A 14,952-nucleotide genomic window follows, 5' to 3' on the forward strand; every position below is an offset into this window, starting at 1 on the left:
TGATGGCGCATATCGACTATTACTTCGGCACACCCAGCCCCTGGAGCTATCTCGCCGGCAACCGGCTGGAGGAGATCGCGGGCCGGCACGGCGCGACGATCACCTACAAGCCCGTCGATCTGCTGCAGCTTTTCGACCGCACCGGCGGCGTCCGCCCCGCGAACCGCCACCCGTCGCGCATGGAATACCGCGCCCAGGAGTTGCAACGCTGGTCCCGGCATCTGGGCATGACGCTGAACCCGAAGCCTGCCTTCTGGCCGGTGAACCCCGCGCCCTCGTCCTATGCCATCATCGCCGCGCAAGAGGCGGGCGGCGGCAACCTGCCCGGCCTCGTGCAGGGCTTTCTGCGCGCCGTCTGGGCCGAGGATGCGGACATCGCCGATGATGCGGTGATCCGTGAGAAGCTGGCGGCTGCGGGCTTCGACCCCGACCTGGCCGACAAGGGCCTGTTCGTCGGCGCCGAGACCTTCGGCCGCAATCTGGAGCAGGCGGTCGAGGCCGGGGTCTTCGGTGCGCCGTTCTATGTGGTGCGCGAGACCGGCGAGCGGTTCTGGGGCCAGGACCGGCTGGATTTCCTCGACCGCCACCTGGCAAGCCTGTGAGCGCGCTGCATCTGAGACGCTGGCCGGGCAACGAGGACCGCCCGGCGCTGGCGCTGCATTGCATGATGGGCAACGGCGTCTATTGGGGGCCGATCGCCGAGACGCTGCGCGAGCGGGCGCGGATCAGCGCCCCCGACCTGCCCGGTCATGGGCAAAGCCCGGACTGGGAAGGCACAATGCCGGACTACCATACCTTTGTCACGCGCGAGGCCGCCGCGCTGATCGACCGGCCGCTGGACCTGATCGGCCACAGCATGGGCGCGACCGTGGCGCTGCGCATCGCCGTCGCCGCCCCCGAGGCCGTGCGCAGCCTGACCCTGATCGAGCCGGTGCTGTTCGCAGCGGCGCCCGAAGCCTTCAACGACGCGCTGCTGGACGATGTCGCGGCCCGTCTCGCCGCCGGAGAGGATGCCGAGGCGGCCCGCGCCTTCCTTGGCGTCTGGGGCGGGCTCGACTGGGATTCGCAAACGCCGTCCGGCAAGGCGCGGCTGGCGCGGCAGATCCATCTGGTCCAGGCCAGCAACGATGCGCTGCGCCGGGATACCGCCAATATCCTGCGGCCGGACGGGCTTGAAGCCATCGACGCGCCGGTGCTGATCGTCATGGGCGAGGATTCGCCCCCCGTCATTCCGGCGATTGCCGATGCGCTGGCGGCACGGCTGCCCGATGTCGGACGCGCCCGCGTTCCCGGTGCGGGCCACATGCTGCCGATCACCCACCCCCGGCAGGTGGCCGAATTGATCGGGCTGAACCTGGACCGCGCCTGAGCGGATCAATCCGGGTCCCAGTCATCCTCGTGCCGCAAGGGGCCGATCGCCATCCAGCTGGCGCGCACCCGCGCGACGCGGGTATCGCCCCAGGTGCGGAATTGCAGATCGAACCCCTGTGGGGTGATGTTCACCGCCTGGATATCGGCCCGTTGATTGGCGTGCCGATCCAGGTCCCACATGCTCAGCGAAACATGGACCACCGGCGGCTCGACGAAACTTTCGTCGAATAGGATCGCCTGCGACTCGACCCGGGGGCCCTGCCCGGTCCACATCGGCCCGCCATCCTCGAAGGCCGAAAACATCTCGGTCGAGCCACTGGCGACGCCGACCGCGAAATGTTCAAAACGTCGCAATTCACGCTCCTCCCGCGCATCACGAAATGCCACGACGGCGAATGAATAAAGCCCCGGAAAAACCGGGGCTTTCTATCTTCTGGACAGATCCCGCCTAATGCGGGAAATTCGCATGGTTCGGATCGAGCCCGATATGCGTGCCAAGCGCCTCCATGTCGGCCAGCAGCTTGACCGCGGCGGCGACCAGCTCCTCTCCGGCGGATTCGCGCTCCTTGGCGGCTTCGACGCGACGACGGGCCTGGGCCATCATCTCGTTGAAGACCTCTTGCGTCATCTCGGCGCGGGGATGTCCGCGTTCGGCCAGCAGGGTGACGGATTCGTTGTTGATCTCGGCGAAACCGCCGGTCACCGCGAATTCCGTCTCGGACCCGTCCCCAGCCACCACGGTCACCAGACCGGGGCGCAGGTTGACGATGGCCGGCGCATGGCCGGGCATCGCCGTCAGGTCGCCATCGGCGCCGGGCAGGCGCACCTCGCGCACCGGGACGGAAACCAGGTTCCGTTCCGGCGAGACGAGGTCGAACTGCATCGTGTCGGCCATGTCGCCCCCTTACGCCGCGTCAGCGGCGAGACGCTGAGCCTTGGCTTTCACATCCTCGATGCCGCCGACCATGTAGAAGGCCGCTTCCGGCAGGTGGTCGTATTCGCCGGCCACGACCGCCTTGAACGACTTGATCGTGTCCTCCAGCGGCACCTGCACGCCGTCCGAGCCGGTAAAGACCTTGGCGACGTCGAAGGGCTGCGACAGGAAACGCTGGATCTTCCGGGCGCGGGCCACGGTCAGCTTGTCCTCTTCCGACAGTTCGTCCATGCCGAGAATGGCGATGATGTCCTGGAGCGACTTGTATTTCTGCAAGATGCCCTGGACGTCGCGGGCGACCTGGTAATGCTCTTCGCCGACAACCGCCGGATCGAGGATCCGCGAGTTCGAGTCGAGCGGGTCCACGGCCGGGTAGATGCCCAGTTCCGAAATCGCGCGCGACAGCACGGTCGTGGCGTCGAGGTGGGCAAAGGTCGTGGCCGGGGCCGGGTCGGTAAGGTCGTCGGCCGGAACGTAGACGGCCTGGATCGAGGTGATCGAGCCGTTCTTGGTCGAGGTGATGCGTTCCTGCATCGCGCCCATGTCGGTGGCCAGCGTCGGCTGGTAGCCCACGGCCGAGGGGATGCGGCCCAGAAGCGCCGACACTTCCGAACCCGCCTGGGTGAAGCGGAAGATGTTGTCGACGAAGAACAGAACGTCGGTCCCAGTGGCGTCGCGGAACTGCTCGGCCACGGTCAGGCCGGTCAGCGCAACGCGCATCCGCGCCCCCGGAGGCTCGTTCATCTGGCCATAGACCAGCGCCACCTGGGATTTCGACAGGTCGTCCGGCTTGATGACGCCCGATTCCACCATCTCGTGGTAAAGGTCGTTGCCCTCGCGGGTCCGTTCACCGACGCCCGCGAACACCGAATAGCCCGAGTGCACCTTGGCGATGTTGTTGATCAGTTCCATGATCAGAACCGTCTTGCCCACGCCGGCGCCGCCGAACAGGCCGATCTTGCCGCCCTTGGAATAGGGAGCCAGCAGGTCGATGACCTTGATGCCGGTGACCAGGATCTCGGACGCGGTCGCCTGGGCGGCGAAATCCGGGGCCTGCTGGTGGATGGCACGGGTCTGGGTCGCTTCGACGGGGCCGCCTTCGTCGACGGGCTCGCCGACGACGTTCAGGATGCGGCCCAGCGTCGCGTCGCCGACCGGAACCATGATCGGGCCGCCGGTATCCTTGACCGGCAGGCCACGGACCAGACCTTCGGTCGCGTCCATGGCGATGGTGCGGACGGTGTTCTCGCCCAGGTGCTGGGCCACTTCCAGCACCAGGCGCTTGCCGTTGTTCTCGGTTTCCAGAGCGTTCAGAATCGCAGGAAGCTGACCGTCGAACTGCACGTCGACGACGGCGCCGATCACCTGCGTGATTTTTCCATTGGCCTCTGCCATGTCTCTACCTCTACGTGTCAGAGCGCCTCTGCGCCCGAGATGATTTCAATCAGTTCCTTGGTGATCGCGGCCTGACGTGAGCGGTTGTAGACCGTCGTCAGCCTGTCGATCATGTCGCCGGCGTTGCGCGTGGCGTTGTCCATGGCGGTCATCCGCGCGCCCTGCTCGGACGCCGCGTTCTCCAGCAGCGCCGCAAAGACCTGCGTCGCCACCGAGCGCGGCAGCAGGTCGTTCAGGATCGCGTTCTCGTCCGGTTCGTAGTCGTAGAGCGACGAGGCACCCGCCTCGCCTTCTTCGATCACGGCGGGGATCACCTGCCGCGCGGTCGGAACCTGGCTGATGACGGACTCGAAGCGGTTGTAGAACAGCGTCGCCACGTCGAACTCGCCGTTGTCGAACCGATCCAGGATCTCGTCCGCGATGGCGCGCGCGTTGTCATAGCCGATGCGCTTCACTTCGCTCAGATCGACGTGATTGACGAAAAGGTCGCCATATTCGCGCTTGAGCTGCTCGCGGCCCTTCTTGCCCACGGTCAGGATCGACACCTGCTTGCCCTGTGCCTGCAGCTCTTGCAGGCGCAGGCGGGCGAGCTTGACGATGGACGAGTTGAACCCGCCCGCAAGCCCGCGCTCCGAAGTCATCACCACCAGCAGGTGGCGGCGGTCTTCGCCGGTCCCCGCCAGCAGCCGCGGCGCCATGTCCGAGCCCGCCGCCGCAGCGGTCAGCCCGGCCATGACAGCGGCCATCCGGTCGGCATAGGGACGCGCGGCTTCCGCCGCTTCCTGCGCACGGCGCAGTTTCGCGGCGGCGACCATCTGCATCGCCTTGGTGATCTTGCGCGTGTTCTTGACGCTGCCGATCCGGTTCTTGAGGTCCTTGAGGCTGGGCATCTATCCCTCCCCTCAGGCGTAGGTCTTGGCGTAACCGTCCAGCGCTGCCTTGATCGCATCTTCAAGCTCGCCCGCCACCTTGCGGTCGTTCTTGGTCATGTCCTCAAGCAGATCGGCCTTCTGGTTGCGCAGATACTGGAGCAGCCCATGCTCCCATTTGGTCACGTCGCGAACCGGGATGCCGTCCAGGTAGCCCTTGGTGCCGGCATAGATGACGATGACGATCTCGGCATTGGTCAGCGGCGAGTATTGCGGCTGCTTCATCAACTCGGTCAGGCGCGCACCGCGGTTCAGCAGTTTCTGCGTCGCGGCGTCGAGGTCCGAGCCGAACTGCGCGAAGGCCGCCATCTCGCGATACTGGGCCAGTTCCAGCTTGACCGGGCCGGCGACGGATTTCATCGCCTTGGTCTGCGCCGCGGAACCCACGCGCGACACCGAAAGGCCGGTGTTCACGGCAGGGCGGATGCCCTGGAAGAACAGTTCGGTTTCCAGGAAGATCTGGCCGTCGGTGATCGAGATCACGTTGGTCGGGATGTAGGCCGACACGTCGCCCGCCTGCGTCTCGATGATCGGCAGCGCGGTCAGCGAGCCGGCGCCATTGGCCTCGTTCAGCTTGGCCGAACGCTCCAGCAGGCGCGAATGCAGGTAGAACACGTCGCCCGGATAGGCTTCGCGCCCCGGCGGGCGGCGCAGCAGCAGCGACATCTGGCGATAGGCCACGGCCTGTTTCGACAGGTCGTCATAGATGATCAGCGCATCCATGCCGTTGTCGCGGAAATATTCGCCCATCGCGGTGGCCGAATAGGGCGCCAGATACTGCATCGGCGCCGGGTCCGAGGCGGTCGCGGCCACGACGGTCGTGTAGGCCATGGCGCCGGTCTCTTCCAGCTTCTTCACCAGCTGGGCCACGGTCGAGCGCTTCTGGCCGACGGCGACATAGATGCAGTGCAGGGTCTTCATGCCATCGGCCTCGCGGCCGTTGTAGTTCGCCTGGTTCAGGATGGTGTCCAGCGCGATGGCGGTCTTGCCGGTCTGGCGGTCGCCGATGATCAGCTCGCGCTGGCCGCGGCCGACCGGGATCATGGCGTCCACCGATTTCAGGCCGGTCGCCATCGGCTCGTGCACCGATTTGCGCGGCATGATGCCGGGGGCCTTGACGTCGGCGATGCGGCGCTCGGAGGCGTTCAGCGGGCCCTTGCCGTCGATCGGGTTGCCAAGCGCGTCGACGACGCGGCCCAGCAGTTCCTTGCCGGCGGGGACTTCCACGATGGCGCCGGTGCGCTTGACGGTGTCGCCTTCCTTGATGTCGCGGTCGTCGCCGAAGATCACGACGCCGACGTTGTCGGTTTCAAGGTTCAGCACCATGCCGCGGATGCCGCCCGGGAATTCGACCATCTCGCCGGCCTGAACCTTGTCCAGGCCATAGACGCGGGCGATGCCGTCACCGACGGACAGCACCTGCCCGACCTCGGCCACCTCGGCGTCCTGACCGAAATTCTTGATCTGATCCTTGAGGATGGCCGAGATTTCGGCTGCCTGGATTCCCATTATCCGACCTCTTTCATAGCATTCTGGAGGGAGGCGAGCTTCGAGCGGATCGAACTGTCGATCATCTGCGAGCCCAGTTTGACGATCATGCCGCCGATGAGGCTTTCATCGACGCGCGCGTTCAGTTTCACCGTCTTGCCCGATTTCGCGGCCAGCGTATCGGCAAGCCGGGCCTTCTGTTCGTCCGTCAGCGCCTGGGCGCTGACCACGTCGGCGGTGACTTCGCCCTTCGCATCCGCGATCAGGTTGCGCAGCTTGGCCACGAATTGCGGCAGCGTGAACAGCCGGCGGTTGCGGGCCAGCAGGCGCAGGGTGTTGGCCAGCTCGGCCGACAGGCCCATGCGCTCGGACAGCGCGCCGACCGCGGCCTCTTGCTGCTGGCGGTCGTAAAGGGGCGAGAGGGTCAGGTCGCGCAGGTCCTGGCTGGCGTCATAGGCCGAGGCCAGATCGTCGATCTGGGAGGACAGGGCGTCGATGCCGCCCGAGTCCCTGACCAGATCGAACAGGGCCTGCGCGTAACGCCCGGCGATATCAGCGGAAATCGAAGCGGAATTGGCCACGGTCATCCTTCCGGTTAGCGCAAGCTCCGCTGGCGGGCCGGCTGGCGGGCCGGTCTGTCGCGGAGCGCGGGTCAAGGGCGGGCCCTGGCATAATTCGGCTAGAGCCTTCCCGAAATCTGCGGCGTCTCTAGCAGGTGATTTTCCCTGCCGCAACCGCCTTGAACACGGAAAAATGAGCGTTTGCGACCCTTGGCCGAGGCCCGGCCGCAACCGATTGCGCAAACACCTCGCCCGGCAGGCCGCTCGCGCGCGGAAAGATTTCGCCGCAGCCGCCCCACGCGAGGGGATTCGCCGCGGGCGACCGGCCTCGCGCCTCAGCCCGGATCGCGCGCCGTCCGCCCCGCGCCCTGCCCCGCCGGGCGCGGCCGGGCGATACCCTCCAGCACGTCGAGCGGGCTCGGCACGCTGACGCGCCGCCCCGGCCCGACCGGCGCCTGCACCTGCTTGCTGAACTCGGTCAGCACCACGCCGGCAACCAGCACCTGGCTGATGCGCAGCCCCGCGCGTTCCCACATCTGCGCGCTTTTCAGCCAGAACCGCCGATCCGAGGGCGGGATGTAGAGCGCTGCCCCCGTGCGCTCGGTCACGAAGCCCGCCGCGCGGGCCTGCACCTCCAACTGGCCTGCGGTATAGCTGCGGCCGAAGCCGAAGGGCGTGGTCTCGGATCGGGCCCAGAGCCCGGCCCGGTTCGGCACCATCACCAGCAGCCGCCCGCCCGGTCCCAGGACGCGCCACGCCTCGTCCATCAGCGCGGCCGGATGGTCCGCCGTCTCCAGTGCGTGCAGCAGCACCAGCCGGTCGACGCTGCCCGTATCCAGCGGCCAGGCCGTCTCTTCGCACAGGACCGAGCAATTCGGCAGCCCGGCCGGCCAGGCCATCACCCCCTGCGGCCCCGGCATCAGCGAGATCACCCGCCGCGCCCGCGTCAGCCAGGGCCGCAGCAGCGGCGCGGCAAATCCGTAGCCGGCAACGGTCATGCCCTGCGCCTGGTCGGGCGGCCATAGCCCGGTGAGCCGGTCGCGCAGCACGCGCTGCACCACCCGGCCAAGGGCGCGGGTATAATAGAATTTTCGCAGCTCGAATACGTCGTGATGCATTGCGCCTCCCGCCTCGCAAGGCCAGACTGCGGCAAAGAAAGGAATTTGCCAATGCCGCTGGAACTCGTTCCCGTCCGCTGCCTGACCGACAACTATGCCTGGCTCCTGCACGGGAACGGACGGACCGCGCTGGTCGATGCGCCGGAAGCGGCACCCATCCTGGCAGAATTGGCCGCGCGCGGATGGTCGCTGGACCAGATCGCGCTGACCCATCACCACGCCGACCATATCCAGGCCGTGCCCGAGTTGGTGGACAGGACCGGGGCCTGGGTCGTAGGCAATGCCGGCGACGCCACCCGGCTGCCGCCCCTGGACCAGCCCGTCCGCCCTGGCGAACGCTTCACCCTTTGCGGAGAGGACGCCGAGGTCATCGACGTGCCGGGCCACACCATCGGCCATGTCGCCTTTCACCTGCCCGCCTCGGCCATGGTGTTCACCGCCGACAGCCTGATGGCGCTTGGCTGCGGCCGGCTGTTCGAGGGCGATGCCGACATGATGTGGGCCAGCCTCTCGCGCCTGAACGCCCTGCCTGCGGAAACGCTGGTTTGCTCGGGACATGATTATTGCCGCGGCAACGGCGCCTTCGCCCTGTCGGTGGAGCCCGGCAACGCCGCATTGCAGAAACGACTGGCCGAGACGGCGGCGGGCCAACGCCCCTGCGCCCCCTCCACCCTGGCCGAGGAGCGGGTCACGAATCCCTTCCTGCGGGTCAGGGAGCTGGCGGATTCCCTGGGCCTGCAGGGGGCTTCCGATGCCGCGGTCTTTGCCGAGCTTCGCGCCAGGAAGGATCGCTTCTGACGTGTTTCCGCAACGCAGCAAGGAAAATCGGCACGATGCGGCAGTCCATTTCGCAAGGGCCATTCCGCAAGGCCGCATGCTTGAAATCCGGCCGGCCTGCTATCACATCTGCCTCAACCGCGGAGAATCCGCAGGCGTGGACGCAAATACCGCTTGAATTGCGCGCCAATCCACCAAATCTTAACTGTATCGTGACAGTCTGGTCAGGTGGACCGCTAAATCTGGCGGCCCATACCGCCAGCCGACTGACAGGAGCTTGAAGTGCCGTCCTTTTCGACCTCGTTGGAACAGGCCATCCATGCCGCGCTCGCGCTGGCCAACGAACATCGCCATGAGCTTGCCACGCTCGAGCACCTGTTGCTCGCGCTGACGGAAGAGCCCGATGCCGTGAAGGTGATGCGGGCTTGCAATGTCGATCTGGACGAGTTGCGCCGGATGCTGGTCGAGTTCATCGAGGACGACCTTTCGACCCTCATCACCGATGTCGAGGGTTCCGAGGCCGTCCCCACCGCCGCATTCCAGCGCGTGATCCAGCGCGCTGCGATCCATGTCCAAAGCTCGGGCCGGACCGAGGTGACGGGGGCGAACGTCCTGGTCGCCATCTTCGCCGAGCGGGAATCGAACGCCGCCTTCTTCCTGCAGGAACTGGACATGACGCGCTACGACGCGGTGAATTTCATCGCCCATGGCGTCGCCAAGAACCCGTCCTTCTCGGAAAACCGCCCGGTCCAGGGCGCCGAGCAGCAGGACCAGGCCCAGGCGGAAACCGCCCAGGCCAAGGACGAATCCGCGCTGGCGAAATATTGCGTCGACCTCAACAAGAAGGCCGCCAAGGGCGATGTCGATCCCCTGATCGGCCGCGCCGACGAGGTGGAGCGCTGCATCCAGGTGCTCTGCCGCCGGCGCAAGAACAACCCGCTGCTGGTCGGCGATCCCGGCGTCGGAAAGACCGCCATCGCCGAAGGGCTGGCATTGAAGATCACCCGGGGCGAGACGCCGGACGTGCTGGCGGGCTCGACCATCTTCTCGCTCGACATGGGCGCGCTGCTGGCCGGCACCCGCTATCGCGGCGACTTCGAGGAGCGGCTGAAAGCCGTCGTCAAGGAGTTGGAGGACCATCCCGACGCCATCCTCTTCATCGACGAGATCCATACGGTGATCGGCGCCGGCGCCACGTCCGGGGGCGCGATGGATGCCTCGAACCTGCTGAAGCCCGCATTGGCCGGCGGCAAGCTGCGCTGCATGGGCTCGACCACCTACAAGGAATTCCGCCAGCATTTCGAAAAGGACCGCGCGCTGTCGCGCCGCTTCCAGAAGATCGACGTGAACGAGCCGACCGTGCCCGACACGATCAAGATCCTGATGGGGCTGAAGCCCAGTTTCGAAAAGCATCACGACCTGCGCTACACCAATGACGCGATCAAGATGGCGGTCGAGTTGTCGGCACGCTACATCCACGACCGCAAGCTGCCCGACAAGGCCATCGACGTGATCGACGAGGCCGGCGCCGCGCAGCACCTGGTCGCGGAAAGCAAGCGCCGCAAGACCATCGGCCCCAAGGAGATCGAGGCAGTGGTGGCCAAGATCGCCCGCATCCCCCCGAAAAGCGTCTCCAAGGACGATGCGGCGGTGCTCAAGGACCTGGACGCAACGCTCAAGCGCCTGGTCTTCGGCCAGGATGCGGCGATCGAGGCACTGTCCTCGGCCATCAAGCTGGCACGGGCCGGGCTGCGCGAGCCCGAAAAGCCGATCGGCAACTATCTCTTCGCGGGCCCGACCGGCGTCGGCAAGACCGAGGTCGCCAAGCAGCTCGCTTCGACGCTCGGCGTGGAACTGCTGCGCTTCGACATGTCGGAATATATGGAGAAGCATGCGGTCAGCCGGCTGATCGGCGCGCCTCCGGGCTATGTCGGCTTCGACCAGGGCGGGCTTCTGACCGATGGCGTGGACCAGCATCCGCATTGCGTGCTGCTGCTCGACGAGATCGAAAAGGCGCATCCGGATGTCTACAACATCCTGCTGCAGGTCATGGATCACGGCAAGCTGACGGACCATAACGGTCGCCAGGTGGATTTCCGCAATGTGATCCTGATCATGACCTCGAACGCCGGTGCGGCGGACCAGGCCAAGGCCGCCTTCGGCTTCGGCCGCGAGCGGCGCGAGGGCGAGGATACCGCCGCCATCGAGCGCACCTTCACGCCCGAATTCCGCAATCGCCTGGATGCGGTCATCAGCTTCGCGCCGCTCTCGCGCGAGATCATCGTGCAGGTGGTCGAGAAATTCGTCCTCCAGCTCGAGGCCCAGCTGATCGACCGTGGCGTCCATATCGAACTGACCGCCGAGGCCGCCGACTGGCTGGCCGAACGCGGCTATGACGAAAAGATGGGCGCCCGCCCGCTGGGCCGCGTGATCCAGGAAACGATCAAGAAGCCCCTGGCCGAAGAGCTGCTGTTCGGCCGACTGACCAAGGGCGGGGTGGTCCGGGTGCGGATCGAGGACGACAAGCCGGTCTTCGACATCACCGGCCCCGAAACGCCCAGGATCAGCAACTCCAAGCCGCCGCTGCTGACCGCGGATTGATCCAGACCCAAGGGCGATGCCAACCGGCGTCGCCCTTTTCGGTTCAGGCAGCCAGAAAAGCGGTTCACCGTCTCATGACCGCCGCCCCCCCGAATGCCGCAAACGATCCCGCCGCGGGCTTAACCGGCACCCGCTACTCGCGGACCTTCGGCACAACGGTGCCAGAACTCCAAACAGCCCCGCCGCACATCACACACGCACTCTCCCGCTCCCGATCCTGTCTTTCCGTTGTCCAAATACCCCGGGGGTCCGGGGGCAGCGCCCCCGGTCCGGCCATGCGGCGATCACCGGCCTCAACCCTTGGCCTTGCCTTCCCTGATCTTCGCTGCCAGTTCCTTGGCGATGGCGAAGCTGCCCTTGATGCGGTCGGCATCGGTCGGCCAGTCGCGCAGGATGACGATCCGGTTGTCGGTGACCTTGGCCTGGCCGCGCTGCTCGTGGATGAACTCGACCAGCCCTGCCGGGTTCGGGAACTTGTCGCCGTGGAACTGGATGGTTGCGCCCTTCGGACCCGCATCCAGCTTGGCGATATTCGCCCGCTTGGCCATGGCCTTGATGCGGATGACCAGCAAGAGCGTGTTCACCTCGCGCGGCAAGGGACCGAAGCGGTCGATCAGTTCGGCGGCAAAACCCTCCAGCTCGACCTTGGTCGTCAACTCGGCCAACCGGCGGTAAAGGCCCAGCCGCACGTCCAGATCCGGCACATAGCCTTCCGGAATCGTCACCGGCACGCCCAGGTTCAGCTGCGGCGCCCATTCGTCCTCGGGCGTGCCCTCGATCTCGCCGGATTTCAGCTTGGCGATGGTCTCCTCCAGCATCTGCTGGTAAAGCTCGAAGCCGACTTCCTTGATATGGCCCGACTGCTCTTCGCCCAGAAGGTTTCCCGCACCGCGCAGGTCCAGATCCTGCGAGGCCAGGTTGAACCCTGCCCCCAGGCTGTCGATGGCGCCCAGGAACTTCAGCCGCCGCATCGCCTGCGGCGTCAAGGGCACCCGCGGCTTGGTGGTCAGGTAGCAATAGGCTCGGGTCTTCGAACGCCCGACCCGGCCGCGGATCTGGTATAGCTGCGCCAGGCCGAACATGTCGGCGCGCCAGACCACCATGGTATTCGCGGTCGGTATGTCCAGCCCCGATTCGACGATGGTCGTCGCCAGCAGCACATCCGCCCCGCGGTCGTAAAAGGCGTTCATGCGGCGGTCCAGGTCGCCCGCCGCCAACTGGCCATGGGCAACGATGGTGCTGACCTCAGGCACATGCTCGCGCAGCCATTCCTCGACCTCCGGCAGGTCGGCCAGGCGCGGGACGACGAAAAAGCTCTGCCCGCCGCGATATTTCTCGCGCAAGAGCGCCTCGCGGATGGTCACGCCATCGAATTCGCTGACATAGGTGCGGATCGACAGCCGATCCACCGGCGGCGTGCCGATGATCGACAGGTCGCGCACGCCCGTCAGCGACAGTTGCAAGGTGCGCGGGATCGGCGTCGCGGTCAGGGTCAGGACGTGAATGTCGCTGCGCAACTCCTTCAGCCGCTCCTTGTGGGCGACGCCGAAATGCTGTTCCTCGTCCACGATCAAGAGGCCCAGGTTCTTGAAGCGCACCTGCTTCGACAGCACGGCATGGGTGCCGACGACGATATCGACCGTGCCCTCGGCAAGGCCCTTGCGGGTCTCGGTGGCATCCTTGGCCGAAACGAAGCGCGACAACGGCCGGACATTGATGGCCGTGCCGCGGAAGCGTTCGGCGAAGGTGCGGAAATGCTGCCGCGCCAGCAGCGTCGTCGGCGCCACCACCGCCACCTGCCGCCCCTGCGAGGCGGCGATGAAGGCGGCGCGCATGGCGACCTCGGTCTTGCCGAAGCCGACGTCGCCCACGACCAGCCGGTCCATGGGCCGGCCGGCGGCCAGATCCTCGGCCACGTCGGCGATGGCGCTGGCCTGGTCCTCGGTCTCGGCATAGGGAAAGCGGGCGGCAAAGCTTTCGATCTCGTGATGCTCGGGCTCCAGCACCGGGGCGGGGCGCAGCATGCGCTCGGCCGCGACGCGCATCAGCTTGTCGGCGATCAGCTTGATGCGTTCCTTCAGCCGGGCCTTGCGCGCCTGCCAGGCGCCGCCGCCCAGCTTGTCGAGCAAGCCCTCCTCGTGCCCATAGCGGCTGAGCAACTCGATATTCTCGACCGGCAGGTAAAGCCGGTCGCCGCCGGCATATTCCAGCGCCACGCAATCATGCGGCACGCCAAGCGCCTTGACGGTTTCCAGCCCGGTATAGCGGCCGATGCCGTGCTCGACATGCACGACCAGGTCGCCGGGGGTCAGCGTGGTGGTGTCGCGCAGGAAATTCTCGGCCTTGCGGCGCCGTTTCGCGCCCCGGATCAGCCGGTCGCCCAGCACGTCCTGTTCCGAGATTACCGCCAGCGCGCCGGTAGCCGAGCCGTCCGAGGTAAAGCCCTCTTCCAGCGGCCAGACCGCCAGACCCAACGCACCGGGCTGGTCCGGCAGGTCGCGCAGGTCGGCGATGGGCTTGGCGCCCTTGATCCCCTCATCGGCAATCAGCCCGGCAAGCCGCTCGCGCGCGCCTTCCGAGAAGCTGGCGATCACCACGCGGCGCGAGGCTTGAATGTTTCGAATATGATCGGCAAGCGCCTTGAAAAGATTTCCCTTCTCGGCTTGCCGTTCGGGTGCGAAGTTGCGACCGACGCGGCCTCCGGCATCCAGAATCCCCGGTCCCGGCGGCTGGGGCAGAACCGAAAGCCGCAGCATGCGATGCGCGGCCAGCCAGCGCATCCATTCGGCCTCGTCGGGGAACATCTGGACGGGCAGGACCGGGCGATAGACAGCGTCGGCGCTGCTCTTGCGGGCCAGCGCCTCGCGCCGGGCCTCGAACTGTTCGGTGATCGTGTGCCAGCGCGCACCGCGAACCTGGTCCAGATGGTCGTCCGCGACCACCGAGGCGCCGGGCAGATAGTCGAACAGGCTTTCCAGCCGCACGTGGAACCAGGGCAGCCAATGTTCCATGCCGGCCATCTTGCGGCCGGCGCTGATGCCTTCGTAAAGCGGATCGTTGGCGCCGCCGCCGTATTCGGCACGGTAGTTCTGGCGAAAACGGGTGATGGCGGCTTCGTCCAGGATCACCTCGGACATGGGCGCAAGCTCGATCCGGTCGAGCTTTTCGATGGAACGCTGTGTTTCTGCATCGAATCTGCGCGCGCCATCCAGGACGTCGCCGAACATGTCCAGCCGGATCGGGCCGGTGTCGCCGGGAGGAAAGATGTCGATGATGCCGCCCCGGACGGCAAAATCGCCAGGCTCGGTCACGGTCGGCGCCTGCACGAAGCCCATGCGGGCAAGAAAGGCGCGCAAGGCCCCCTCGTCCATGCGATCGCCCACGGCGGCCGAGAAGCCGGCATCGCGCAGCGCCTCGCGCGCAGGCACGCGCTGCATGGCGGCCGACAGCGTGGTCAGCAGCACGAACGGCCCCTTCAGCGCGCCATGCGCCAGCGCCGTCAGCACCGCCATGCGCGCCGCCATCACGCCGGGGGCGGGCGAGACGCGGTCATAGGGCGTCGTGTCCCAGGCCGGAAACTCCAGCACCGCGGCCGAGGGCGCGAAGAACCCCAACGCGGCCCGCATCGCGGCCATGCGCCGGTCGTCGCGGGCGATATGGGTGACGGGATTGCCGCGGGACAGTTCGCGCGCGATCAGCGCGGCGTCCATGCCCTCGGGCGCGCCGGACAGGGTCAGGTGTTCGGGAAGCGGTGCCATGCGCCCCGAGGTAAAGCCGGC

12 protein-coding genes are annotated in these 14,952 nt (G+C 66.7%); 4 read left to right on the forward strand and 8 right to left on the reverse strand.

The features are described 5' to 3' along the window. Nucleotides 1-2: 2 nt before the first annotated feature. Both BLT64_RS19620 and BLT64_RS19625 read left to right on the forward strand, forming a co-directional pair. Nucleotides 3-602: a 2-hydroxychromene-2-carboxylate isomerase gene (locus BLT64_RS19620; RefSeq protein WP_011750057.1), complete on the forward strand. Its 600-nt coding sequence runs from the start codon at nt 3-5 to the stop codon at nt 600-602. After that, nucleotides 599-1,369, forward strand: a complete 771-nt coding sequence (locus BLT64_RS19625; RefSeq protein ID WP_011750056.1) for an alpha/beta fold hydrolase — start codon at nt 599-601, stop codon at nt 1,367-1,369. The genes BLT64_RS19620 and BLT64_RS19625 overlap by 4 nt, the downstream gene beginning before the upstream one ends. A gap of 5 nt (nt 1,370-1,374) precedes the next feature. Here the strand turns inward: BLT64_RS19625 and BLT64_RS19630 are convergent, their stop codons facing one another. From BLT64_RS19630 to BLT64_RS19660, 7 genes are all read right to left on the reverse strand, one after another. Further along, on the reverse strand, nt 1,375-1,725 hold the full coding sequence (locus tag BLT64_RS19630) for an H-type lectin domain-containing protein (RefSeq protein WP_011750055.1): 351 nt from the start codon (nt 1,723-1,725) through the stop codon (nt 1,375-1,377). Nucleotides 1,726-1,819: 94 nt separating this feature from the next. Continuing rightward, on the reverse strand, nt 1,820-2,266 hold the full coding sequence (locus BLT64_RS19635; protein ID WP_011750054.1) for a F0F1 ATP synthase subunit epsilon: 447 nt from the start codon (nt 2,264-2,266) through the stop codon (nt 1,820-1,822). Between the two features lie 9 nt (nt 2,267-2,275). After that, nucleotides 2,276-3,700 (reverse strand): F0F1 ATP synthase subunit beta, encoded by a 1,425-nt coding sequence (gene atpD / locus BLT64_RS19640; protein ID WP_011750053.1) that lies wholly within the window; start codon nt 3,698-3,700, stop codon nt 2,276-2,278. 17 nt (nt 3,701-3,717) lie between these two features. Then, nucleotides 3,718-4,590, reverse strand: a complete 873-nt coding sequence (locus BLT64_RS19645) for a F0F1 ATP synthase subunit gamma (protein WP_011750052.1) — start codon at nt 4,588-4,590, stop codon at nt 3,718-3,720. Between the two features lie 12 nt (nt 4,591-4,602). After that, the gene (atpA, locus tag BLT64_RS19650) at nt 4,603-6,138 is read right to left on the reverse strand and encodes a F0F1 ATP synthase subunit alpha (protein ID WP_011750051.1); all 1,536 of its coding nucleotides are present in this window, start codon (nt 6,136-6,138) and stop codon (nt 4,603-4,605) included. Then, nucleotides 6,138-6,698: a F0F1 ATP synthase subunit delta gene (locus BLT64_RS19655; RefSeq protein ID WP_175474417.1), complete on the reverse strand. Its 561-nt coding sequence runs from the start codon at nt 6,696-6,698 to the stop codon at nt 6,138-6,140. The genes atpA and BLT64_RS19655 overlap by 1 nt, the downstream gene beginning before the upstream one ends. 314 nt (nt 6,699-7,012) lie before the next feature. Beyond that, nucleotides 7,013-7,795, reverse strand: a complete 783-nt coding sequence (locus BLT64_RS19660) for a class I SAM-dependent methyltransferase (RefSeq protein WP_011750049.1) — start codon at nt 7,793-7,795, stop codon at nt 7,013-7,015. A gap of 51 nt (nt 7,796-7,846) precedes the next feature. Here BLT64_RS19660 and gloB point away from each other — a divergent pair, with 51 nt between their 5' ends. Together gloB and clpA are read left to right on the forward strand one after the other, a co-directional pair. Further along, a complete protein-coding gene (gene gloB / locus BLT64_RS19665; RefSeq protein ID WP_011750048.1) occupies nt 7,847-8,593 on the forward strand; it encodes a hydroxyacylglutathione hydrolase in 747 nt (248 codons plus the stop codon). Between the two features lie 261 nt (nt 8,594-8,854). Continuing rightward, nucleotides 8,855-11,173: an ATP-dependent Clp protease ATP-binding subunit ClpA gene (clpA, locus tag BLT64_RS19670; RefSeq protein WP_011750047.1), complete on the forward strand. Its 2,319-nt coding sequence runs from the start codon at nt 8,855-8,857 to the stop codon at nt 11,171-11,173. Nucleotides 11,174-11,466: 293 nt separating this feature from the next. Here the strand turns inward: clpA and mfd are convergent, their stop codons facing one another. Next, nucleotides 11,467-14,931, reverse strand: coding sequence for a transcription-repair coupling factor (gene mfd / locus BLT64_RS19675; RefSeq protein WP_011750046.1), 3,465 nt, complete (start codon nt 14,929-14,931; stop codon nt 11,467-11,469). Between the last annotated feature and the right edge of the window lie 21 nt (nt 14,932-14,952).

This window comes from Paracoccus denitrificans, from assembly GCF_900100045.1.
GTDB lineage: Bacteria > Pseudomonadota > Alphaproteobacteria > Rhodobacterales > Rhodobacteraceae > Paracoccus > Paracoccus denitrificans.